Source organism: Streptomyces sp. NBC_01214 (genome assembly GCF_026340975.1).
In the GTDB taxonomy this organism is placed as follows: Bacteria; Actinomycetota; Actinomycetes; order Streptomycetales; family Streptomycetaceae; genus Streptomyces.
On the sequence record NZ_JAPEOS010000003.1, the window covers coordinates 2,082,445 to 2,103,776 of the forward strand.

General features: G+C 69.1%; 20 protein-coding genes and 5 pseudogenes. 15 read left to right on the plus strand and 10 right to left on the minus strand.

Features of this window, described 5'->3' with window-relative positions; translation table 11 throughout:
- Nucleotides 1-384 precede the first annotated feature (384 nt).
- On the plus strand, nucleotides 385-891 hold the full coding sequence (locus tag OG594_RS46185) for a hypothetical protein (protein ID WP_266608927.1): 507 nt from the start codon (nucleotides 385-387) through the stop codon (nucleotides 889-891).
- 300 nt (nucleotides 892-1,191) lie between these two features.
- On the opposite strand, the gene OG594_RS46190 is transcribed toward OG594_RS46185, so the two are convergent.
- From OG594_RS46190 to OG594_RS46200, 3 genes and pseudogenes are all read right to left on the minus strand, one after another.
- On the minus strand, nucleotides 1,192-1,644 hold the full coding sequence (locus OG594_RS46190) for a hypothetical protein (protein ID WP_266608717.1): 453 nt from the start codon (nucleotides 1,642-1,644) through the stop codon (nucleotides 1,192-1,194).
- A 236-nt stretch (nucleotides 1,645-1,880) separates the two neighbouring features.
- Complete coding sequence (locus OG594_RS47330; protein ID WP_323185482.1) at nucleotides 1,881-2,504, minus strand: hypothetical protein; 624 nt, start codon at nucleotides 2,502-2,504, stop codon at nucleotides 1,881-1,883.
- Nucleotides 2,497-2,634 (minus strand): annotated as a pseudogene (locus OG594_RS46200) (4-oxalocrotonate tautomerase); the annotation flags it as partial. The pseudogene OG594_RS46200 and the gene OG594_RS47330, both read right to left, overlap by 8 nt.
- On the opposite strand from OG594_RS46200, the gene OG594_RS46205 reads away from it, so the two are divergent.
- The 4 genes from OG594_RS46205 (at nucleotide 2,590) to OG594_RS46220 (ending at nucleotide 6,291) form a co-directional block, all read left to right on the plus strand.
- The gene (locus tag OG594_RS46205) at nucleotides 2,590-2,802 is read left to right on the plus strand and encodes a hypothetical protein (protein WP_266608929.1); all 213 of its coding nucleotides are present in this window, start codon (nucleotides 2,590-2,592) and stop codon (nucleotides 2,800-2,802) included. The pseudogene OG594_RS46200 and the gene OG594_RS46205 sit on opposite strands and share 45 nt — an antisense overlap.
- A 289-nt stretch (nucleotides 2,803-3,091) precedes the next feature.
- Nucleotides 3,092-3,715: a TetR/AcrR family transcriptional regulator gene (locus tag OG594_RS46210; RefSeq protein ID WP_266608721.1), complete on the plus strand. Its 624-nt coding sequence runs from the start codon at nucleotides 3,092-3,094 to the stop codon at nucleotides 3,713-3,715.
- Nucleotides 3,716-3,733: 18 nt separating this feature from the next.
- Nucleotides 3,734-5,440: a PEP-utilizing enzyme gene (locus OG594_RS46215; RefSeq protein ID WP_266608723.1), complete on the plus strand. Its 1,707-nt coding sequence runs from the start codon at nucleotides 3,734-3,736 to the stop codon at nucleotides 5,438-5,440.
- Nucleotides 5,437-6,291, plus strand: a complete 855-nt coding sequence (locus OG594_RS46220) for a PEP/pyruvate-binding domain-containing protein (protein ID WP_266608725.1) — start codon at nucleotides 5,437-5,439, stop codon at nucleotides 6,289-6,291. Before OG594_RS46215 ends, OG594_RS46220 begins: the two co-directional genes overlap by 4 nt.
- A 235-nt stretch (nucleotides 6,292-6,526) precedes the next feature.
- Here OG594_RS46220 and OG594_RS46225 read toward each other — a convergent pair whose 3' ends face one another.
- On the minus strand, nucleotides 6,527-6,730 hold the full coding sequence (locus tag OG594_RS46225; protein WP_266608727.1) for a hypothetical protein: 204 nt from the start codon (nucleotides 6,728-6,730) through the stop codon (nucleotides 6,527-6,529).
- Between the two features lie 574 nt (nucleotides 6,731-7,304).
- A complete protein-coding gene (locus OG594_RS46230; RefSeq protein ID WP_266608729.1) occupies nucleotides 7,305-7,454 on the minus strand; it encodes a hypothetical protein in 150 nt (49 codons plus the stop codon).
- A 236-nt stretch (nucleotides 7,455-7,690) separates the two neighbouring features.
- Between OG594_RS46230 and OG594_RS46235 the strand changes: the two genes are divergently transcribed.
- Complete coding sequence (locus tag OG594_RS46235) at nucleotides 7,691-9,199, plus strand: ISL3 family transposase (RefSeq protein ID WP_266608898.1); 1,509 nt, start codon at nucleotides 7,691-7,693, stop codon at nucleotides 9,197-9,199.
- Between the two features lie 89 nt (nucleotides 9,200-9,288).
- Entirely contained in the window at nucleotides 9,289-9,798 is a 510-nt protein-coding gene (locus OG594_RS46240) for a hypothetical protein (protein WP_266608553.1), read from the plus strand.
- 184 nt (nucleotides 9,799-9,982) lie between these two features.
- Here OG594_RS46240 and OG594_RS46245 read toward each other — a convergent pair whose 3' ends face one another.
- Nucleotides 9,983-10,372, minus strand: a complete 390-nt coding sequence (locus OG594_RS46245; RefSeq protein ID WP_266608731.1) for a hypothetical protein — start codon at nucleotides 10,370-10,372, stop codon at nucleotides 9,983-9,985.
- Between the two features lie 374 nt (nucleotides 10,373-10,746).
- On the opposite strand from OG594_RS46245, the gene OG594_RS46250 reads away from it, so the two are divergent.
- Nucleotides 10,747-11,562: a hypothetical protein gene (locus OG594_RS46250; RefSeq protein WP_266608733.1), complete on the plus strand. Its 816-nt coding sequence runs from the start codon at nucleotides 10,747-10,749 to the stop codon at nucleotides 11,560-11,562.
- A 212-nt stretch (nucleotides 11,563-11,774) separates the two neighbouring features.
- Here the strand turns inward: OG594_RS46250 and OG594_RS46255 are convergent, their stop codons facing one another.
- Nucleotides 11,775-12,494 carry a DUF6193 family natural product biosynthesis protein gene (locus tag OG594_RS46255; RefSeq protein WP_266608735.1) on the minus strand — a complete coding sequence of 240 codons (720 nt, stop codon included), beginning with the start codon at nucleotides 12,492-12,494 and terminating at the stop codon, nucleotides 11,775-11,777.
- Between the two features lie 239 nt (nucleotides 12,495-12,733).
- Here OG594_RS46255 and OG594_RS46260 point away from each other — a divergent pair.
- A pseudogene (locus OG594_RS46260) lies at nucleotides 12,734-14,134 on the plus strand (ISL3 family transposase); the annotation flags it as partial.
- A 187-nt stretch (nucleotides 14,135-14,321) separates the two neighbouring features.
- On the opposite strand, the gene OG594_RS46265 reads toward OG594_RS46260, so the two are convergent.
- Nucleotides 14,322-15,182, minus strand: coding sequence for a hypothetical protein (locus OG594_RS46265; protein WP_266608737.1), 861 nt, complete (start codon nucleotides 15,180-15,182; stop codon nucleotides 14,322-14,324).
- Nucleotides 15,183-16,139: 957 nt separating this feature from the next.
- On the opposite strand from OG594_RS46265, the gene OG594_RS46270 reads away from it, so the two are divergent.
- The 3 genes and pseudogenes from OG594_RS46270 to OG594_RS46280 all read left to right on the plus strand — a co-directional run bounded on the left by OG594_RS46270 (nucleotide 16,140) and on the right by OG594_RS46280 (nucleotide 18,019).
- Nucleotides 16,140-16,613: an ATP-dependent DNA ligase gene (locus tag OG594_RS46270; protein WP_266608739.1), complete on the plus strand. Its 474-nt coding sequence runs from the start codon at nucleotides 16,140-16,142 to the stop codon at nucleotides 16,611-16,613.
- Nucleotides 16,614-17,096: 483 nt separating this feature from the next.
- Nucleotides 17,097-17,330 (plus strand): annotated as a pseudogene (locus tag OG594_RS46275) (lamin tail domain-containing protein); the annotation flags it as partial.
- Between the two features lie 221 nt (nucleotides 17,331-17,551).
- Nucleotides 17,552-18,019, plus strand: a complete 468-nt coding sequence (locus OG594_RS46280) for a DUF3592 domain-containing protein (RefSeq protein ID WP_266608741.1) — start codon at nucleotides 17,552-17,554, stop codon at nucleotides 18,017-18,019.
- 21 nt (nucleotides 18,020-18,040) lie between these two features.
- Here OG594_RS46280 and OG594_RS46285 read toward each other — a convergent pair.
- Nucleotides 18,041-18,571, minus strand: a pseudogene (locus tag OG594_RS46285) (transposase); the annotation flags it as partial.
- Nucleotides 18,547-19,119: a winged helix-turn-helix domain-containing protein gene (locus tag OG594_RS46290; RefSeq protein WP_266608913.1), complete on the minus strand. Its 573-nt coding sequence runs from the start codon at nucleotides 19,117-19,119 to the stop codon at nucleotides 18,547-18,549. The gene OG594_RS46290 and the pseudogene OG594_RS46285, both read right to left, overlap by 25 nt.
- 208 nt (nucleotides 19,120-19,327) lie before the next feature.
- Here OG594_RS46290 and OG594_RS46295 point away from each other — a divergent pair, with 208 nt between their 5' ends.
- From OG594_RS46295 to OG594_RS46305, 3 genes and pseudogenes are all read left to right on the plus strand, one after another.
- Nucleotides 19,328-19,813, plus strand: a complete 486-nt coding sequence (locus OG594_RS46295; protein WP_266608914.1) for a winged helix-turn-helix domain-containing protein — start codon at nucleotides 19,328-19,330, stop codon at nucleotides 19,811-19,813.
- A 50-nt stretch (nucleotides 19,814-19,863) separates the two neighbouring features.
- Nucleotides 19,864-20,393: pseudogene (locus tag OG594_RS46300) on the plus strand (transposase).
- Nucleotides 20,394-20,468: 75 nt separating this feature from the next.
- Nucleotides 20,469-21,041, plus strand: coding sequence for a hypothetical protein (locus OG594_RS46305; protein ID WP_266608743.1), 573 nt, complete (start codon nucleotides 20,469-20,471; stop codon nucleotides 21,039-21,041).
- Nucleotides 21,042-21,332 lie beyond the last annotated feature (291 nt).

Here is a 21,332-nt window from a genome sequence, read left to right on the forward strand (position 1 = left end):
CCGGCTGACGGAGGCGCTCGGGGTGCCGTTGCCGCGGTGCCGGCCGCGGGTGACCGCGTCGGCGGTCGGTCACCTCGTCCGTGCCGGACTCCTCGTCCACCTCGGCGGTGAGGTCGCCTTCCCTGACGTGCACCCGGACCAGGTCAACACGCTCGCGCGTCGCCGGGACCTGCCCGCCCTGCTCGACCGGTACGGCCCCCTCGGCCCCGACCAGGCCGCCCGTCGGCTCGGCGTCCGCCGGGTCGACTGCGACGCCGCGGTGCGGCTCGGGTTCCTCTCCCCGATCGGCACCGTGGAGGTGGACTACAAGTCCCACGGCGGCGTCACGGTTGTCCCGCTGTTCTCGGCTGTCGACGTGGCGCTGCTGCAGGTCGCCCGGCACTGGTGGACTGGCAGGCGGTGGCCACCGCCCCGACCGGACGCCGCTCTCCGCTCGCCGCCCTCACCCCACTCGTCCCAGGCGAGGACCGGGTGCTGTTGGCGGAGGTGGGGCGGATCGCCGGGGTGGGCCGGGCCGCGGCGGCGAACTGGCGCCGCCGCGACGTCGACTTCCCGGCGCAGGTGGGCGGTACGGAGACGAGCCCGGAGTTCGACCGGGCCACGGTCGTAGCCTGGCTCCTGGCCCACGGCAAGATCGCCGTCCCCACGGAGGCACCGTCTGCCGCCCTGGTCGTCGCCGGAGCAGACGGCGGTACGCACCGGTTCCGGATCGAGGACCCGCACCTGCTCCTGGCCAACGACGCCGAAGACGAGGACCGCCTGTCCGGCTGGACCACCGACGAGGACGCCGACGCGCTCGCCGCCCTGTCCGCAGGCACGTTCGGACTGACTGTCAAGCACCTGGCCACGCCCGGGGCACCACCCTTTACGTCCTCGGCGAAGTGCGCGTGATCGACCGGTTCCGGCCGGGATCGGGAGGCCTGCGCCTGACGCTGGCCTGGCCGGCAGGACTGCGCGGCACCGCCGCGTCAGGGCCGCCGGGCGGGCTGGTGCGCCACGGCGTCGCCTATGCCAGGCCGGGCAAGGGGTGCGTGTGCAAGCGCCACGACTGCGGCGGTGTGGTTCCCGTCTCCTGGTGCCAGGAGCACGGCGACGCTGTGGGACCGGTGTTGGAGTGGCACACCCAAGGCGGGATCCGCTGCACGGACCTGTCCCTGGGCGGCCTGGCCGGCGGCAGTTCTGTCCGCGGGTTTACGGGGCGAGGTGGGGGAGGAAGTCGGCGTTCCGGATCTGGGTGAGGCGTTCGGCGGTTTCGTCAGGTCCGTAGACGTCGATGATGCGGGCCACGGCGCTGATCGCGTACGCGGCGATCCACTGGGCGCCGTCGAGGCGGTGGCGGGGGTCGGTTCCGTCGTCGGCGAGAGCCATGACGGTGTCCGCGACGGGGCCATGCATGGTGACGTGCTGGAGCCAGGCCCGTCCGGCCGGGCCGAGGACGGCCGGCCGACGGGGGGAGAAGTCGGGGTGGGCGAGGACAGCGTCGTGCAGTAGCCCGGCGAGCTGCTGGCGCGCATACGCCGTGGTGGTGGGGCAGACGGCGGTGTCGGCGGTGGCGGAGGCGATGGCCTGCGGGTCGTGGGTGAGGTGGGCCAGCATGAGGTCCAGGGCGGCGTTCTCGCCGGCGAACTGCTTCGTACTGATCATGCCCGGTATTTCGTACTGATCATGCCCGGTATAACGACGATATCCGCTGTCCGGGGCTGCCCCTGCTCGGTGTCGCACAGGTGGGTGAGACACAGGTCAGGGCCGGGTTAGGGTCGCTGCAGCCCGTGCCGATATGGCGTGCGCGGGTCAGGCCCGGTGCCCACTCGTTGGGGGCAGTACCGCCGGGCCGACCCATCCGCATCGGCGTCAGGGTTCGTCAGCAGCGCAATGCGCTGTCAGCGGGTCCCCGCCTCGCTGCCGGCCGGCCAGCTGCTGGACAGCGTCTGCACGTGTTGGGTGAACCAGTCCTGCTGGGCAGCGACGGCCGTGATTTGGGACAGGCTGCCTTGCAGCCATGACAGGTCAACTGTGTCGGTGAGTGCGGACGCGGTGTCTGCGAGGGTTGTGAGTACGGGCGAAGTGGTCGCCCAGTCGACGTTGGCGAGGAGCTCAGCCCTGGTGTCCGCGAGGGCTGCAACTACCGGTGAGATGGCCGCCGCCATCGCTGGCATGTCTATCTGCAGCCTGGAGGCCTCCGTGGCTGTTCGCGCTGCTTCCTGAATCGAGTCCAGGACCCCCGGGGGTATGCGAAGCGTCTCGGACGGACGAGGGATCCGAGGCTGAGTCAAGTCCCCTGCATCCGGGTCGACCGGCCGATTGACGTCTGAGGCATCCATGACGGAACCCTGCCACATGCCTGTGACACGCCGCCGGCGTTGCCTAGACACAGGGGAGACCACAGCGTCGCAGGAGGTGGCGGCGACGGGGGCGGCGATCGTCTCCTGGCCGGACCTGATCTCGGGGTCGGGTACCTCGCGCTGTTCGACGATGTGCCGGGCGACGTAGGTCAGTTCACCCATCAGCCCGCTGTCCCTTCGCCAACGCGATCAGGTCGGCGTAGCGGACGACGGAGCCGCCCGCGCCCCAGGTGCCCTCGGGCTGCTCGTGCACCAGCACCCACACTCGCCGCGCCTGGTCCGGGGACAGGCCCTGGCCGACGGCTACGCCGACCTGCTGGACCGCGCGTATGCGGCCATGCCCGAGGGCTACATCCCGCCCTCGGACCTGGCCCCCCTCGCCTACGAGAGCACGGGTCCGGCTCTGGCGGGCCAGGTCGCCGCCGCTCACCTGGCCCGCCACGACCGCGCCCACGCCTGAAGGGGCCGGCGGGTGCGCCCGGGAGATACAGGGGTCGCATGGATTTTCTTGGCGCCGTCGTGGCCGCGTGAGGCGGCCGGCACTGACGTGGCGGCCCGCACCGACTGCGTGCGCGTCGATGATCCTCGCGCTCGGTTCCACCTCCCGGCCCTCGCGCTCACCGACCTTCCCAGGCAGCCGATGAGAGCCGGATGTCCGTCCAGCATCCCCCTCAGCCTCCATCCCTCCTTGGGAATATTTATACCGTTTCTCGACAGTTTGGCATGAATTGGAGTACTGTCGACGTGCCATGAAAGAGAAGCGCGCGTACGAGAGTCCGCTGCGTGCCGGGCAGCTTGAGCAGACCCGGCAGCTGATCCTCGCCGCGCTCACCGAGGCCATCGCCGACGAAAGCGTCCAGGAGCTGACCATCCCGCTCGTGGCGGAGCGCGCAGGCGTCGCCGTCCGCACCGTCTACCGGCACTTCCCGACCAGGGAGGCACTCTTCGCGGACTGGAGCGGGTGGGCCCAGGAGAATCTGCACGTGCTCACGCAGTCCTACCCGGACACCTTGGACGGGCTGCGCCGCGTGGCGCCGGAGCTCTACCGCTCGTACGACGAGCACGCACCGCTGATCCTCGCCATGCTGAACTCCAAGGCCGCCCGGCCGCTGCGGGAGCAGGGCCGCAGGGACCGGTTCCACTCGGTGGAGGCGGCGCTGGCCGAGCTCACGGCGGAGGCCGACCCGGTAGCCCGCCGCCGCGCGGTCGCCGTGCTGTACCTGCTGGTGAGCGCCCCGGCCTGGCAGGCCATGCGGCTGCAGGCGGGGCTCGACGGGGCGGAGGCCGGCATGGCCGCCGCCTGGGCGGTGAGGGTGCTCACGGACGAGCTGCGGCGAGACCCGGACGGCCCGCTACGCCACCCGAGCGGATGACCGGCGAGGAGGAGAGCCATGAGCATCGCCACGGAACGCACTTTCGCTCCGCCGGGGCCGGGTACCTGGTTCCTGGACCCGACCCACTTCACCCGCCCGGTGACCAGGTTCCACGCCGAGATCTTCATCGAGGAGATGCATCGCGGCTTCGGAGAGAGCCTCCGCCGGTACGGGTCGCTGCTGGAACGGCTGGACTGGGCCTTCGTCAACGGCTTCTGCTACTACCATCCGCAGCCGCTGGGAGCCCCGCCGGACGCCACGGACCACCCGCCGAGGGAGGTCTGGGAACGCCTTGTCGCCGATCATCCCGAGATTCGCGCCAGGCTCGCGACCAGCGTGACCGTTTTCGAGCGCAAGCTGTGGCGCGAGGACCTGCGCCGATGGGACGAGGAGGTCAGACCCGGGCTACAGCGCGAGCGGCGCGAACTGCAGCAGGTCGAGCCCGGTCTCCTCGACACCGGCAGTCTGCTCGCCTACCTCGACCGATGCCGGGAGCACCAGCGCCGAGCCGGCTACCTGCACCACCTGTTCAACATGCCGGCACTGCTGCCGATGGGCGATCTGCTCGCACACTGTCAGGAGTGGACCGGGCGTACCACCGGCGAGATCCTGGCCCCGCTGGCAGGATCGAGCCCCGACCCGCTGGCGGACCGGGAGGAACTGGCCGAGCTGGCCGCCGCCGTGGCAGCGGACCCCCGGGCGAGCGAGCTGCTCGCCTCCCCGGCGCGACCCCAGGAGCTGCTGGCGGCGCTGGGGGCCGTCGCGGGACGTACGAGTACCGCCCTTGCCGACTACCTGGAGACGGCGGGCTGGCGCCCCGTCAATGGCGAGGATGTGGGCGATCCCTGCGTGGCGGAGTTGCCCGCCGTCGTGCTCGCGGCCATTCGCTCGGCGGTCTCCTCCTCGACGAGGCCCCAGGCGGACGCCCGCGCCGACCAGCGCGCCGACGCGGCGGCCGACCTTCGCGACGTCGTACCCGCGCCGCACCGCTCCCGCTTCGACGAGCTGCTCGCCGAGGCGCGGTTGGTCTCCCGGCTGCGCGACGAGCGCGGGTCGTGCGCGGACCTGCCGGCCATCGGCCTCACCCGGCGCGCCATCTTGGCGGCCGGCCGACGGCTCACCGAGCAGGGCCGCATCTACGCACCCGCCCACCTGGCCGAGGCGGGCTACGCCGAGCTGCGCGCCCTGGTCCGTACGGGCTCCGGGCCCGACGCCGCGGAACTCGTCGCCCGGGCGCATTACCGCGACCACGCCCGGTACGCGGACGCGCCGCCGATGCTGGGTCCACCCCCGGGCGACCCGCTGCCGCCTGATTGGCTGCCGCCCGCCGCGGCACGCCTGGAACGCGCCCTCGGGGCCATCGTCCTTGCCATGTTCAGCAACCCGGCAGCGCGGACCGAGGGGCGGACCGTGCACGGGCTCGGCGCAAGCCCGGGCGTGTACGAGGGCACTGCACGGGTGATCAGCGGCGTGCCCGAGTTCGAGCGCATCCAGCCCGGGGACGTCCTGGTCACCGGCGCGACCACCACGGCCTTCAACATCGTCCTGCCGCTGCTCGGCGCGATCGTCACCGATCGCGGTGGGGCGCTCTCCCACGCCGCCATCGTCGCCCGGGAGTTCGCCATCCCCGGCGTCGTCGGATGCACGGATGCCACGGCGGTGATACCCGACGGCGCCCGGGTGCGGGTCGACGGCCGGGCCGGAGAGGCGGCGGTGGTCCGATGACCGGTCCGCTGTCGCCGAGCACCTGGTCCGCCCCGGTGCCGCTCCGCCTGGCCACCGACGAGAGCCGGTACGGCGGCAAGGCCTCACAACTCGCGGCCGCCGCCCGGGCCGGTCTACCGGTACCGGAAGGAATCGCCCTGGAATGGCTGTTTGTCGACGCCGTCGCAGAAGGCGACAACGAGGCGCTCGCCGCCCTGCACGTGTCGACCACCGACTTGCAGGGCGGCGGGCTGGCCGTACGTTCATCCGCGCTGGGCGAGGACTCGGCCGGGGCGAGCTTCGCCGGACAGCACCTCACCTGCCTCAACGTACGGGGTTCGGACGGGCTGACCGAGGCGGTCCGAACGGTGAGAGATTCGGCGCACTCGGCCGCCGCGCTCGCCTACCGTGAGCGGCTCGGGCTGCCCGGCCGGCCCAGAGTGGCAGTGGTGGTACAGGAGTTGATGGTACCCGAGTGCGCCGGAGTCCTGTTCTCCCGAGACCCCCTCGACGGCTCCGACGTCCTGTTGATCGAGGCGAGTTGGGGCCTGGGTGAAGCCGTGGTCAGCGGCCTGGTCGTACCGGATCACTACCGGGTCCGCCGCGACGGCAGGGTGATCGAGCGCACGGCGGGCATGAAGGACTTGGCCGTGGAGCCCGCGCTGGCCGGCGGAACGAGCCAGGTCCCGGTCCCCGCCGACCGAATTCACCGACTCTGCCTCGACGAGACGCGGTTGGAGAGCCTGCGGGAACTCACCGCCCGCTGCGAGCAGGTCTTCGGCGGGACGCAGGACCTGGAGTGGGCCTTCGTCGCCGACCGTCTCCGTCTGCTCCAGCGCCGGCCGATGACCGGGGTCGTGCCCCCACACTGACCCCTGTGTAGCCGCTCACCTCAACTCACGACGAGCATGGACTGCTTGTGGTTGAAACAGATCGAAGCCCGACGTGCCACCTGGCCGGTAGCGCAAGTCGGCCTGCAGGTCATCGGCGAGTTGCAGACGGCACCCCTCTGAGCCGGGTCGCTCTACGACTGGGTATGGCCTGCCGGTGATGAAGTTCCGACGTTCCGGCTGTTGTCCATCGCGGCTGACTGTGACGGGAACCCCGTCAGGTACTTCTCCAGCAGGATGTTCTGCTCGACCAAGGCGGACGGTGTGACGGACGGTCCCCGGCGTTGCCCCCGATCTGCTGGCGCAGGGAGTCGAGGCAGACCACCGTGACGATCCCGGCCTGGGCGGCGAAGGTGCTCTTGCCCGAGGCGCCGGGGCCGACGGCGACCAGAAGCGTGCCGGGCTCCAGGGAGCGCAGCACGCCGGTGCCGACCCCCGCGCGGTCGTCGGCAGCGATCCACCGGTCCGGGCCGCCGTCGGGGTGTGCCGCCAGTCCTGCCGGGTGCCGATGACCTGCTCGGCCCAGTCCATCGCGCCCTCGACATCGTGGTCGAAGTTGTCCGCGAAGGTCTCGTGGCAGCCCAGGAAACGCCCGTCGCGGTTGAGCTGCCAGCCGAAGGTGTCACCGGCGAGGTGTGTCGGGCCGAGGACGTAGCGAGGTAAGGGCATGCATTCCTCTCGGTTCGGCCGGGCCGGGGCGGCCTCGGCGTCCGATGAACACCCAAGATAGGCGAAATAGGGGGCGCAAGTACGGAACGGATTTCAATGGATCGCAGGCCACTCCGAGGCGGGATTTTGACCTATTCAGGCGATTTGGCGGATTGGATCGACGCGGGGGGTGAAATCGACCATTTTCGCCCCCATCGTTCATTGGCTTGCGGCCCCGATCGGTGCGCGCCAGCGCCCCATCGACGTCCACGAACCGTCCTTGGGTTGATGAACGGCTACCCGGGCGCCGCCGTCCGTACGACAGGGCGCCGATGCGACCCTGGGAGTCAGGCCAGGCGGGAGCCGAGGCGAAAGCGCATCTCGCCCGCGGCCCTGCGGATCCCCTCGGGCTGCGCCGCGTCGTCGAGAACGCCGAGCAGCATCATCAGGGCTCGCGCCTCGTCCCCGCTGATCAGCTTCAGCCGCTGCTCCGTCACCCCGTTGGTTTTATTCACGAGAGCGGGTTCTGGCTCAAGTTCTGTGATCCGGCCACGGTGAGTAACGGCGGCGACAGTGACAGGTGTTGGCGAGGTCGCCCGAAAATGGCTGTCCGTCCGGATGGTTGGGCTGACAGTTCGGAGCCGTGGATGACCTTGCAGTTCGGTTGAAGGATCTACTGTTCCCGTCGGTGGCAGACGTGGTCGTGCTGTCGGTAGACGTGGACATCGCGATAGTGCGCGTTGATGTCCAGGGCTCGGCGGTAGGCGCGTCGTGTCCGTTGTGCGGGACGTGGTCGGACGACGTTCATGGGTCCTACCTGCGGTTTCCTACTGACGTGCCGAGCGGTGGCAGGAGTGTGGTTCTCCGGTTGAGAGTGCGGCGGTTCACCTGCCCGAATGCCTCCTGTGGTCGGCGGACGTTCGTCGAGCAGATACCGGGGCTGACACGTCGCCACGGCCAGCGGACGGAGCGGCTTCGCTCGACGCTGTCCGACATCGGTCTGGCCTTGGCCGGCCGGGCCGGTGCCCGCATGGCCCAGGTGGTCGGAGTCGGCGTCAGCCGGAGTACGGTCCTGCGCCTGGTCGACGCACTGCCGGAACCGGAGCCGCCCGACCCGCGGGTGGTCGGTGTCGACGAGTACGCGACTCGCAAAGGACGGCACTACGGGACCGTTCTGGTGGACGTCGAGACTCGCCGGCCGGTCGACCTGCTGCCCGACCGGGAATCGGCCAGCCTCGCAGCGTGGCTCGCGAAGCGGCCTGGGATCGAGGTGATCTGCCGGGACCGGGCGCCCTTCTTCGCCGAGGGTGCCACCGTCGGCGCACCCCAGGCAGTCCAGGTCGCCGACCGGTGGCACCTGTGGCACAACCTCAGCGAGGCCGCCGAGCGAAGCGTCTCCCAGCACCGTCGCTGCCTGCACGTACTCGTTCCCATTGCCCCGCAGCCCGACACAGAACCGGCTCCGGCAGCCGAGCCCGCGACCTCGCCGTGGGCGACCAGCAGCCGCTACGCGGATCGCACCAGAGCCCGGCACGCCACGATCCATGCCCTGATCGAGGCCGGGCACAGCCGGCGCTCGATCCAACGTCAGCTGGGCATGACATACCGCACCGTTCAGCGTTTCGCCGACGCCGCACGACCGGAAGACCTCTTCACCGGCCAGTGGCAGAACCGGTCCTCGATCCTGGACGAGTACAAGCCCTACCTCGACGACCGCTGGAGTGAGGGTTGCACCAACGCCTGGAAGCTATGGGAGGAGGTCGTCCCCCTCGGTTACCAGGGAAGCTACGGACGCGTCCGTGCCTACCTGCACCTCAAACGGACATCACCCCGTCCGGTGGCGGCCCGGCCCCCCTCGCCCCGCTCAGTCGCCGGATGGATCCTCCGCCGCCCCGAGACCCTGACCGAACCGGAGCAACTCCAGCTCAAGAACATCTCAGCCAACTGCCCCGAGATCGCCGCCCTCACCCGCCACGTCCGGTCGTTCGCGACCATGCTGACCGAGCGCCAGGGCGAACAGCTGCCGGACTGGCTCGACGCCGTCCGACAGGACGACCTCCCCAGCCTCCACACCCTCGCCACAGGAATCGAACGAGACCGGGACGCCGTCATCGCCGGCCTGACCCTGCCCTGGAACTCAGGCGTCGTTGAAGGACATGTCAACAGGATCAAAATGCTCAAGCGCCAGATGTTCGGTCGCGCGGGCTTCGCCCTCCTGCGGAAACGGGTTCTCATGTCCTGATCGGCGAACACGCAGGAGGAACTCGATGGCAGCAGCGTCTGAGAATGTGCGAGTCTCCTTCTCCCGGATGGCCGATCGAGAAGACTGTGATGACCCGCGACGACGCTCTCAAGCAGCTCAACCACATGGCGCGCGAGAGGGCATTCGGTAGGCACGTCGGGTCGGACCGGCTCATCCAGGCTGGGCTGGACGCGCTGATCGCCGGCGTCGAGAGCCCCTCCCTCGCCATGCTGGCCGGTCTCCTCCGGCGCGAAGAGCCCGAGGCTCCGGCACTCTTCGACCAGGTGCTGGAGGAGCTGGGACTGCTCTTCCACCCGCCCGCTGACCCACGGGCCGCGAAATGGGCCATGGCCCATTGGGTCGCCGGTCAGATCGCCGACGGATCCCTGGATCCCGCAGTCGGCACCCACCTCATCTGGGCAGACATCGCCTATGACCTCGGCTACCCCGTGGAACTCGAACCCCTCGTCCACTGCGCGCACAACTTGAACGGCTGGGAGGAGAGCTGGGGCGTCTCCGTCGAGGAACTCAACGGGGAAGCAGTTGAGGCAGCGAAACAGTTCCTTAGCAAGGGGTCGGCCGTTGGGGCGGGGGAATGACCAGCGGTTTGTTCTCGCCACCGGGATCTGTCATTCCCGAGCCGATCCGGTCACTCAGCGTGGCTGCACCACAGAAGCTGAGCCAGAACCCGAGAGCGAACAGCAGATGTTCACCACTTCGGGAGGCAGATGAGCAACCGCCGAATCGAACACCCGGAAGCTGATGTGCGTCCTCGGCCGACCCTCAGCTTCCGCCCAGCGCACGCCGCAGTCGGCCCTTGGCCGGAGGCTGGGCGACCGGCGTTTCGCTCTCGTGCTCCAGTTCGCCGACGGTGATCCGTACATGGGTTTTGAGCGTGCTGGGGCTCTTCATGTCATTCGGCCAGTACGACCGACCGACCTCCACGAGCCAGCCCGTCTCCGCTGTCCGGAAAACCCGTCGGCCGTAGGCTTCGGGCTCTTTAGCCTCAAACCCGGAATCACTGCACGTACGGGCCAGCTGTGCAGCCCGGTCGACGGCTCCGTCCCGACCCCCGTCGACCGGGATCGTGCGGACCAGCTCCCAGCGGAAATCTCCTCCGACGGAGGTCTCCACGAGAACCCACCAGCTTCCGCCGCCGATCATGTCGGCCACGCCTTACCGGACCTGCGCCGCCCGCCTTCGAAGATCACGTTCACGCCGATAACCGTCGCAGGTGCAGCCCCTCCGGACAACCCGCGTCGCGAACAGCCGCCGACCGACGCGCCTCCCGAAGTGGGGTTCTGGCTCAACTTCTGTGGTGTTGCGTCACGTGGGCCGGTCGCCCGACGTCGCCCAAGCCGCCGACGTGGCGATTCCCTCTCCCACCGACCGGGCTCTGCCGGGCGACGGCGCCGCACCACAGAAGTTGTGCCAGAACCCTACTTGGTTCTGACCGCTCTTCCGTGACGGCTACGCCGGAAGGACTGCCGCGTCCAGACTGGGGAGGCGCTGGAGCAACACCAGGTCTGCGCTCATATCCTGAGCCGATGTACGAGAACTCCGCCGCTCTGGCGACCGCCCGCTGGCCGCTCGCCGCGTCCGCGGAGACCGACTGGCTGAGGGAACTGGCCTCCGACGACGGGCTCACCGGGTTCATGCCGCCGGCGCTGCCCGACGCGGCCTGGGTACTCCATGCCATGTACGAACACGAACTCGGGCCCTTCGACATGTCGTACGGCGAGTACCTGCGGGCCTTCCTAAACAGGAACAGCACCAGTCCCGAGATCATCCCGGGTCTCGACCCCGCGGACGTGTTCACCGACCCATCGGACCCCTTCGCCAAGTCTACAGGCGAGCACCCCGGACCACGCTATCGCCGCCTGCGCTGGGCAGAGCTCGCCCGGCGGACCGGCGATCCCGTGGCCGCCGAGGGGCGTCTGCCCTGCCACACATCCTTCCCTTCGCTCCGCGAGTCGGGCGGGTGGCCGGTCGGCATCACCGGTCCGTCCGAGGGCAGCCTGGACCGCTCCGACTGGAACCGACTGGTCGAGATCCTCACAGAGCACAGCCCGCAGGGCGCGGACACCCGCTGCCTGGCCTACTACACCCCGCTTGTGCTCGGGGCAGAGGACTTCGACAACCTGCACGTCCGGGCAGGCCGGCTCGCAGACGCGAAGGCCCTGTACGACCACCCCGAAGAAGACTCCTGGAGCCCGTCCAACCTCTGGGCCCACGACCGGTCCTGGGTCCTGTGCACGGACTACGACCTGTGGGCCACCAAGGTCGCCGGCCCGGCCCCGCTCGTCGAAGCCCTCCTCAACGACTCGGAGATCGAGGCCGTACGACTGCCCTGGGCCCGCTGATCCAACCGCCCGACCTGGGATGGCGACGGTCGCCCCATTCCCCACCTCGGCCAGTTCGGCGTCAGGTAGTTCCCCACCCAGGCGGGGAACATTCCCTCATGCGGACGCTGACCGCCGCCTGTCGCCTCCTAACCGGAAGTCACATGGTCGCGAGATGGGTAACCGTCCATGACGGGTACGGGCTTCGGCCTCCCCGCCTAGCGCCACTCACTTCATTTGGCGGTGCCCGTGACCGCCGGGCCAAGTCCGGCGGGGAGGCGGGTCACCGCCAAGGCGACAGCCTCTTCGGCCGTTGCGGCCTCGCTGATGACGTCGGCGTGAGGGTGCTTCAGCACGCGGTACGGACCGCCGCCAAATGACGGGGCGATGGCGACCTCATTCTCGAACGGGAATCCGGTGCAGGAGCTGAAGCCGAGCGTCCAGTGGCTGGAGAACACATAGAGTTCTCGCAGCCTCCGTTCGGCGTGAGCCGCTTCCACGAGTGCAGCGAACTCAGGAAATTCCGGCGCCTCGGCTGCCTGTTCCCGCATCAAACGCCACTGCAGCTCCACGACCACGGCCGGCCCGCGCTCGTGCGCCTCGGCTCGCTCGCTGGAGTGCAGAAACGGCAGCTCCGTCCGCAGCTCCCGCAGGCTCCCGCCCTGCCCCCACGCCACGCCAGCCCTGACGACATCCGCCAGATCGGGCGTGGATCCGGTGATGAGTTCGACCCCCTGGCTCCAACCAGAGACGCCGAACCAGCGACTCTCGGCCCCGATGTGAACGGACAGCGGCTTGCGCTCAGGGACCGACGCAGCGATGCCCGCCGAAACGAGTGCCCCCCAGTCGCCGGGCACCACCGCGAGATCGACACCAAGGTCGGCCGCCAGTTGTTCCAGCGCGGCGGCAAGGCTGCCCGCAGCGGCCAGCTCGGGATAGAGATCAGAGTTCACCTTCGAAGTCTGCCATTGCCCTGACGGCTGGCGCTCGACGGGCTGGACTGCAGGACCGTTTCGCCAGGGGATGACGTCGTCATGAAGTTGGAAGCACTCGAAGACGTCCTCTTCCCGGGCGTGAACCTCGTGGTGCGCCAGGCCGTGGTCGCGGACGACACCTTGATGATCGACGCGGCTGGCTGCGGACCCCCAGGGCCATGCCCTCAGTGTCAGCATAGCATCCCGCCGCACGCGTCCACAGCCGGTACTGGCGTCACATAGCCGGGCTGCCCGTCGGCGGCCGCCGGATGATCATCCGTCTCCGTGTGCGTCGATTCTTCTGTGATCAGAGCCAGTGCCGACGTCGGACATACATGGAACAGGTGGCGGGGCTGACCGAGTCACGACTTCGTACTTCAACGGTGGCCCGATCGGCGATGAGAGCGGTCGCCGTGGAGCTTGGCGGCCGCCCGGGCCAACGCCTCTGCGCGAAGCTGCGGATCCATGGCCGGCGGACGACCCTCCTGAGGCAGTTGGCCGCTCAGCCCGTGCCGGCCCGGGCCCCACGGATACTCGGAATCGACGAGTTCGCATTCAGCAAGGGCCGGACCTACAGCACCGTCCTCGTGGACGTCGAGTCCTCCAGGCCTCTGGACGTGCTGCCGGATCGAGAGACCAGCACGGTCGCCACCTGGCTCCAGGAGCACCCCGGCGCCGAGATCATCTGCCGAGACCGCCTGATGGCATTCACCAAGGCCATCAGGCAGGCCGCCCCGGACGCGCTGGAGGCGGCAGATCGCTGGCACCTCCTCCAGAACCTCTCAGCGGCCGTCGAGAAGACCTGCCGACGGCATCGTGAGTGCCTAAGACGACCAGCCGGACCAGAGGCAAGCCCACCATTGGCCACACCGGAGACTCCGCTCCTTAACCGGATCCGACAACGCCACGCAGAGGTCAACGAGCTCGCTGCGACCGGCATGTCGCTGAACGCCATCGGCCGTCGTCTTCAGTTGGACCGCAAGACGGTCCGGCGCTACCGGAACAAGGACCTGGCAGGGCTTCTCGCCTCGGCGCAGGACCGCGGGCACGGTGTCCTCGACTCGTACATCGAGCACGTGCAGCACCGCTTCGAGGCGGGCTGCACCAGATCGATGCAGCTCTATCGCGAGTTGCTCGCCCTCGGCTACACCGGCGGATACCACGTTGTGAACCGCTACGTGATGGCAATCCGGGAGGGTATCGCGGTCCCTGCCCGCTCCGTGACTCCTCGCCCTCGGGACATCACCTCATGGATCATGCGACCCGAGCAGACGCTCAGCCCCGCGGACGTCGCCCAGCTGGAAACCGTCCGGAACGCTTGCCCGGAGATCGCTTTGGCCTGTGACCTTGCGCGGGAGTTCACGAACATGCTTCGCCACCGTCGCGGCCACCTACTCCAGGACTGGATTCAGAAGGCCGAGCTGGGCTGCCCCGACGCCATTGGTATCTTCGCGGACTCCATCCGCCAGGATCTCCACGCCGTCACGGCAGGCCTCACCCTGTCCTACAGCTCCGGCATCGTCGAAGGACACGTCAACAGAATCAAAACGATCAAGCGGCAGATGTACGGTCGAGCCTCATTCGCTCTGCTCAGAGCCCGCGTCCTCCTCCAACCGTAGGCATCACGGAAGAGCGGTCAGAACCCTCTAGTGGCCCGACTGAGCAATTTAAGGTGGCCTGCAGGGCAGCGGGACAAGTCCGGTGGCCAGGAAGACAAGGACTGGACCAACCTTCTCGTGCCGCTCCGTAGGTTGCGTGACCTGCCACCACTGGCGTCCTGTTCCTCGCCGGGGGTGGCTTCTCGTGTTACTCCGCAGGCGTGATCCGCCAGGTGCCGTGACGTACGTCGAGCGTCGCGGTGAGGTCAGCCTGTTGTGGGAACGACACGCCCAGCCGCCATGGGGCTGGCAGGGCGGCTAGCCGGATGGTGACCAGATCCTCGGTGACGTTGCCCAGGGCTCCGATCCAGTGGGGTGCGGTGGCAATCAGCTCCTCGGGCAGCCAGGGCCCAGGCTCGGGAACGCGCGAGATTGACTTCTCGGTGAGTTCGACGAGGGCTGAGCCTGCCAGCAGGCTCAGCAGCCGCGCCAGGACCGCGGCCGGCAGGGCCGGGTCTCGGGTCTCCAGCAATACGTAGCAGTCGTCGTGGCCCGAGAACCAGACCCGGGAGTCTTCCAGGCGACTCAGGAGAGGCTCATCTACACCGGTCGTGCCGAGCACGAGAGCGAGCTCGTCGAGTTGTTCTGGGGTCGGGCTGGCGGGCAGGTCGATCAGAGTCAGCTCGTACGGCGACCAGGTGCCGTCGAGGAGACGGGGCAGGAGGTCGCGGTCCATCACCAGGAACTCCTCCGCGAGTCCGTTCGTGCCGGACGCCCAGGATCCGAGGGAGTGAACCGTGCACGGCACACCGAGCTCGGCCGCGATCAGCGCGGGCTGCAGCGGATGCCAGTCCTCGTTCAGGTAGGAGTTGGTCTCCAGCGACACCACAGCGACCGCATCGCTCGCCACGGCCACGAGCAGGTCGACCAGTTCACTCGCCTTGGCCGCACCGGCGGACATCCGCCATAGCCCCTCGGCCTCGCGGACACTGAAGCTCAATGGGAACGGCTCACGCTCAATGCCGACACTGTTCACGCTGAACGCGCCCTGCTGTCCGACCTCGATCACTGCCCCACCCCCGAGAACCCGCCGGACGCCACTGCCCAGCCCGCATTCATCAATCATCACCGATCAGCGGGGCGGGCCTGCCACGGCCGACCACCCCTCGAAGGGGGCATGGTCCAGGGATCACACCCAGGTGTAGTTCACGTCTGGCACGGCGTTCAGGGCCGTGGCAGGGACTCGACGATCTCCTGCGCGTTGACGGCGTACGGAGTGGGCGCGGTGACGTCGATGACCGGCACAACCGCGACGAAACGGACAGAATCCGGTGCAGCGCGGGCCGGCGGCGCCTTAACAGTGGCGTACCTCCACGCCCGCAGGACCTGAGCGCTGTAATTGGCCGGACGGACCAACTGCAGCGCTATCCGACCACACGTACGTCTGCCGGCAGAGTGCGGCCACGGCAGGGCTGGTGACCCCGTGCGCGGCGCGGCACAATTCCCGCATCTCCCCGGCCCGTGCCCCGGGAGCGGGCCGCACCGGGCGGGGCGGGGCGGGGCGGGCGTACGGCGCGGCCGTACCTTCACCTTCTTGGGCTTGGCGGCGGGTCGTACGGCGGGCCGGGGTGCGGTCGTCCTGCGCAGTCGGGCCGGACCGTCGGCCTTGCGGTCGGACGGCCGCCCCTGACGGCCCCCGCCGCGCCCCTCGGATGGATGACCCGCGGCGGCCCTGCAGAGCCGCGCCCGGCTGGTCTGGCGGACTCTGGAGGAGAGGCAGGCGACCCACGAGGGAGGCCCCTGTGACGCTCAGACCGCCGGTCGAGCCGATGCTGGCGCAGGCCGCGGAAGCCGTGCCGGTCCCGGCCGCATTGCGGGCGGGGGTGGCGTACGAGCAGAAGCTGGACGGTCACCGGGCGCTCCTGTTCACCGCGTCCGGGCCGGGCGGCACGGTGCTGGTGCAGACCCGCCGGGGGGCCTGGCCAAGGCGCGGGAGTGGCTGGAGTCCTGGACAGATGTGTCGGGCGTGGAGGGGATCCTGGTCAAGCCCCTGAACGGCCGCTACCTGCCCGGCTACCGTGGGTGGACCAAGATCCGGAGGCGGGACACCACGGAGACGATCGTCGGTGCGATCACCGGCACCTTGACACGCCCGCAGCTCCTCGTCCTCGGCCGCCACGACGAAACGGGCCGACTACGCGCCGTCGGCCGGACCGTACCGCTGCGCCCGGACGCCGCCCGGCAGGTCGCCGAACATCTCACCGCGGCCGCGCCCGGACACCCGTGGACGGGCGTGAAGTTCTCGGCGACGTGGGGGAGCCGCGACGTCCTCGACACCACCCTCGTCCACCCCGCCCTGGTCGCCGAAGTCAGCGCCGACCGCGCCATCGACCACGGCGGCATCTACCGACACCCGCTCCGATTCCAACGACTGCGCCTGGACGTGGGGCTGGATGCGGTGCCCGGGTTCGGTGAGGGGCCGGCTACGGCCGCTGGCTGACCGGGCGGCGGTGTGCAGTGGCGTTTCGCCGGTGAACCGTGTGCTCGGGCGGGTGAACCGGGGCTCGTGAGCCTGTTCCTGACGGTGCGGGGGCCGGTAGAACCGGCCCATGATGATCATGATGCGGTCCGCGTGCGAAGAATTCTGCAGAACGGTTGTTACTTGATCAACTACTTCGGCCGGGTGAAGCGGCGAACGAATGCGCCCGGTAGTGCGCCGGAGCGCATCGACCCCGATGTTCGGTTTGCGATGCGGGTGGGTGTAGCGCTCAGTGCATGTCAGGGGCACGTTCGGGGGTAATGCGTGCAGTGCGCAGGCGAGTGTGACGGATATGTCCGTGTCCGGTAACCGGCGTCTGCGGGGGCTGCGGCGGGGGGCGTGTCGGGTCGAGAGTGTGGCCCTCGGCTCATCCGGGCCGACACGGCAAAGGCCTCCACCACCTGTTTCGGCTGGTGAGGCGCTGTTCTTGATGGAGCGTCACCCATGTCTTCTGCTTCTTCCTCCGTACGTCGTATTGCCGCCACCGTCCTGGCGGCCGCCGCCATCGTCTCGGCCGCTGCTCTGCCGGCGTCCGCCGCGGACGGGGACCGTCGCCACCAGCGGCCGCGGGTGGAGATCAGCCGGGTCCAGGCCGACAGCCCCGGACGCGACGACCACTCGAACCGCTCCCTGAACAACGAGTGGGTGGAGATCACCAACACCACCCGCAACGCCATTACTGACTTCGGCTTGTCAGGGTGAACCTTGGCGAAGTGCCTGATGGGCTTGAGGTGCTGGCTGTATGGACGACCGTGGCAACGGGGTCGCTCGGGCCACCCGTTCTGCCGATGTCCGGCAACCGGACCGGCTCATGGGTGCCGCCAGCAGCGGGTGACCCCGCCGCGGAGCCCCACATACTGTTGCCCCTTACGTGAGCAGGGCATACGGGGGTAGGGAACATGGTGGACGAGACGGTACGTGCAGGCGCCGGGCATCGTACGGAAGTCTTCGTGTGGCTCGGTCTCGCACTACTCCTGGGCGCACTGTCGGCCCTGGTACTGATTCCCCAGGCCCAGCATCTGCGCTCGCTCCGCGACGGTGTGCGCGCCGACGCCACCATGCATACCCGCGGCACGTGCGCGCTGGGACAGTGCTCGGTCGCCTTCGAGGCGCAGGACCGCACCGTCGTGGCGGCCTTGCCCCCAGGCAGTAGTGGCAGCAAATACCCCGTGGGCGCGCACCTCACCGTCCGGTACCGGGCGGACGATCCGCAGACAGTCGCCGCCGCGGCCGACGTGGAGGGCGGTGGGGCGACCTTGCTAGCCGCCTCGACCGGCGCGGGTGCCGTGTTGTTCCTGCTTCTGCCGGTCATGAAGACGGTGGCCCGAGCACGGCGGCGGCGCGCGGCGTCCAGCGCCGTTGGATGACGTGCCCGCCCCACATGCCGATCACCGTGCTACTGACTTCGACTCGTCAAGGTATGCCGGGGCGTCGAGGGTCAGGCCGGTGCCTGCTATGAAGCCGTCGAGGGTGTCGGGCCGGTATTGAAGCCGTTTAAGACGGTTGCGGACGAGGGTTTCGAGTCGGTCGAGGGCCATGACGGCGAGGTTGGCCAGGCTGCGCTTAACGTGCGCCCAGACGCCTTCGACTGGGTTCAGGTCGGGCGCGTAGGCGGGCAGCAGGAACACTGTCAGCCACGTCCGCTCGGCGACGAGGTCCCGCATCTTTCGCGAGACATGGGTGTTCAGCCGGTCCCAGATCAGCACAATCGGCGCCTTGACCAGCTGATGGACGCTGTCGACCAGCGCGATGAAGTCCCGCTCGTCCATGCTGCGGCGCTTGCCCTTGCCTGCGGGGTGGGTCCGCAGCCGGTGGCACAGCCGGGTCCGGGAGCCGGGCCGCATGGCGATCAGGCCGGCCACCGACAGCCGTCCCGAGCGGCGCCCGCTCACCGTCACGACCGGGGTGCGGCCTCGCCTGCCCCAGGTCCGTCCCCGGGGCGGCCGACGGGTGAAGCCCGCTTCATCCTCGAAGCAGACGTAGCCCCCGCAGGCCGCCCGGGCCCTTTTACCTCCGCCCAGGTCGCCTCCTTCCATGCGATGACGGCCTGCTCGTCACGCTCGGCGACACGCCGCGCGGGAACCTGCGGGCTGAAGCCGAGCCGGTGCATCAACCGGGTGGCACCCGAGACGCTGTAGGAGACGTGGAACTTCCGGCCGATCAGCGTGGCCACCCTCGACGCGGTCCACACCTGGTCCTCCACCCAGCCGTGCGCCGCCGGACCTTCCTCCAGGAACCTTGTCAGCTTCTCGAGGCAGTACGGCGACAGCCGGCACCGCGAACCACTCGGTCCACACGAGACCAGTGCCGCAGCCCCGCCGTCGCGCCACAGTCGGTGCCATTGGTAGGCCGACTTCAGGCTTACCCGCAGGCGCCGGGCGACCTCCGACGGCTTGGCCTTCTGCTCGAACAGCCCGACCGCCTGTATCCGTACCGATTCACGGCGCTGACGCCCTGCAGGGGTCAGCCCGCCCCCATCCGCATACCTCACACACCACGGGATACAGCCACAGCTCCAAGCCCAGCAGGCACTTCACCAAGATTCACCCCGACGAGCCGAAGTCAGTAGGGGGGGTGACGCTGACCAGCGCAAACGGCCTCTGGTGACTACTGAGGTTGAACTCGTGGTGTCGTTGGAGCTGACGGCTGGTCGTCAGGTGCGGTATCACCGGGGCATGCGGTATCCACAAGGGGGCGGGCTGACGGCCGAACGGCAGCAGTTTCGCGAGGGGTTACGACTCCAGTCTGCGGAACGGTTCGCCCTGGGTGAGGCGAGCGCGGTGATCGCCAAGGAGCTGCGGGTCAGTGTCCGCTTGGTGCAGCGGTGGCGGCGGACGTGGGACGAGGGCGGTCCGCGGACTCTGAGGTCGCAAGGTCCGGCGTCGCGGTCGCGGCTGAGCGAGAAGCAGTTCGCGCAGTTGGAGGCGGAGCTGGCCAAGGGGCCGGCCGCACACGGCTGGGAGGACCAGCGGTGGACCCTGGCCAGGGTCAAGACGGTGATCGGCCGACGCTTCCACTTGACCTACACGATTCAGGGCGTGCGGAAGCTGCTCGTGCGTAACGGCTGGTCGTGCCAGGTGCCGGGCCGACGCGCGATGGAGCGGGACGACGAGGCGGTGGCTGGTTGGGTGAAGGAGGTGTGGTCTTGCGCGGAAGACTAGCGGCGGCCCGTGGAGCCTGGCTGGTTTTTGAGGACGAGGCCGGATTCTCCATGACGCCGCCGCAAGCGAAGACCTGGTCGCAGCGCGGCCGCACCCCGGTGGTGAGGTTCGCGGCCGTTCCCGCAGACGGATATCCATAGCGGCGCTGACCTGCTACAAGCCAGGCCACCAGTCCCGGCTGATCTACCGGCCGCGCCGGGACGACGGCCCGCGTGACGGGCGCAAGAGCTTCTCCTGGCGCGACTATCGGGGCCTGCTGACCGCCGCACATCAGCAGCTCGGCGGCCCGATCGTCCTCGTCTGGGACAACCTCAACGTCCGCAAAGCCGCCGACCTGCGGGAATGGGCGGCGGCCCGGGACTGGCTGACCATCTACTACCTGCCGCCCTACGCACCCGACCTCAACCCCGTCGAAGGCATCTGGTCCCTCCTGCGACGCGGCTGGCTCTCCAACGTCGCCTTCTCCACCCCCGAACACCTCGTCCAGCGCATCCGACGCGGCCTACGGCACATCCAGTACCGCAGCCACCTCATAGACGGCTGCCTCGCCGAAACCGGCCTGACCATCAGACCCACCTGAGGAACGACACAAGGTGACGACCGGCTGTCACTGTCCCGGCCGGCCGTCTCATTGGCCCTGAATGAAGCACAGGGCGTGAACCGAGTGAACGATCATCATGTGATGGATACGGGTATGTGGCCGGTGCTTCCGGACATGGAGCGGGATCAGTGGGACTACCTCCCCGGGCGGACCCTGGGGCCGCTACGCATGAACATGAATCAGGAAGAGGTCATCGCGGCCCTGGCCGCGCACGGCTTCACCACTCGGCCCGACGGTTACAGCCCGGGGTGGGACGCCGTGCGCTTCGCCAAGGAAGACGCCCCCACGAGCCGGGCGGCGGTGGAGTGCTACTTCCATGCGGACCGAGAGCTGGCCTATGTCCTCGTGGACGGGCGCGTCGGCCCTCAGGTGACCTGTGAGGGGATCCGGCTCATCGGACGTGTGCCGTCGCAGCTCGCGCAGGAGATGGAAGCCCACGCGATCAAGCACGACACCGGCTTGCGGTTCAGTCCGACTGGCGACCTCTTCTGCGACGGCTTCCAACTCGAAGTCGGCGCCCAGCGCGCCGACGACAACGTCGTGTCCTGGGCCCTGTTCTTTGTCGCGGGAGATGACCACTCCGTCACGCGTGACGCCGCACCCGAAGAGGTATGGCACCGCTGGTAGACGGCACCACGCTCACCTCACCACGTCACGGAGACGGAGGACGGACATCGTGGAACTGGCGCCGGTTCGGTCAGCCCCCACGACATCACGAGTTCAACCTCAGTAATCGCGAGGCGTCGCGTTTGACTGCTCTTGACCGCTGGGATCCGCTCTTTCTGGGACGGATGTGGCACGGGCTTTCATCCGCTCTGACGGGTCGCGTTACCGACCCCGCACCCGACAACACTGTCACCCAGATGGCCCAACATAACGTGCCACCCACATGGGTGAAGATCAAGCTGGCTAGTGCCC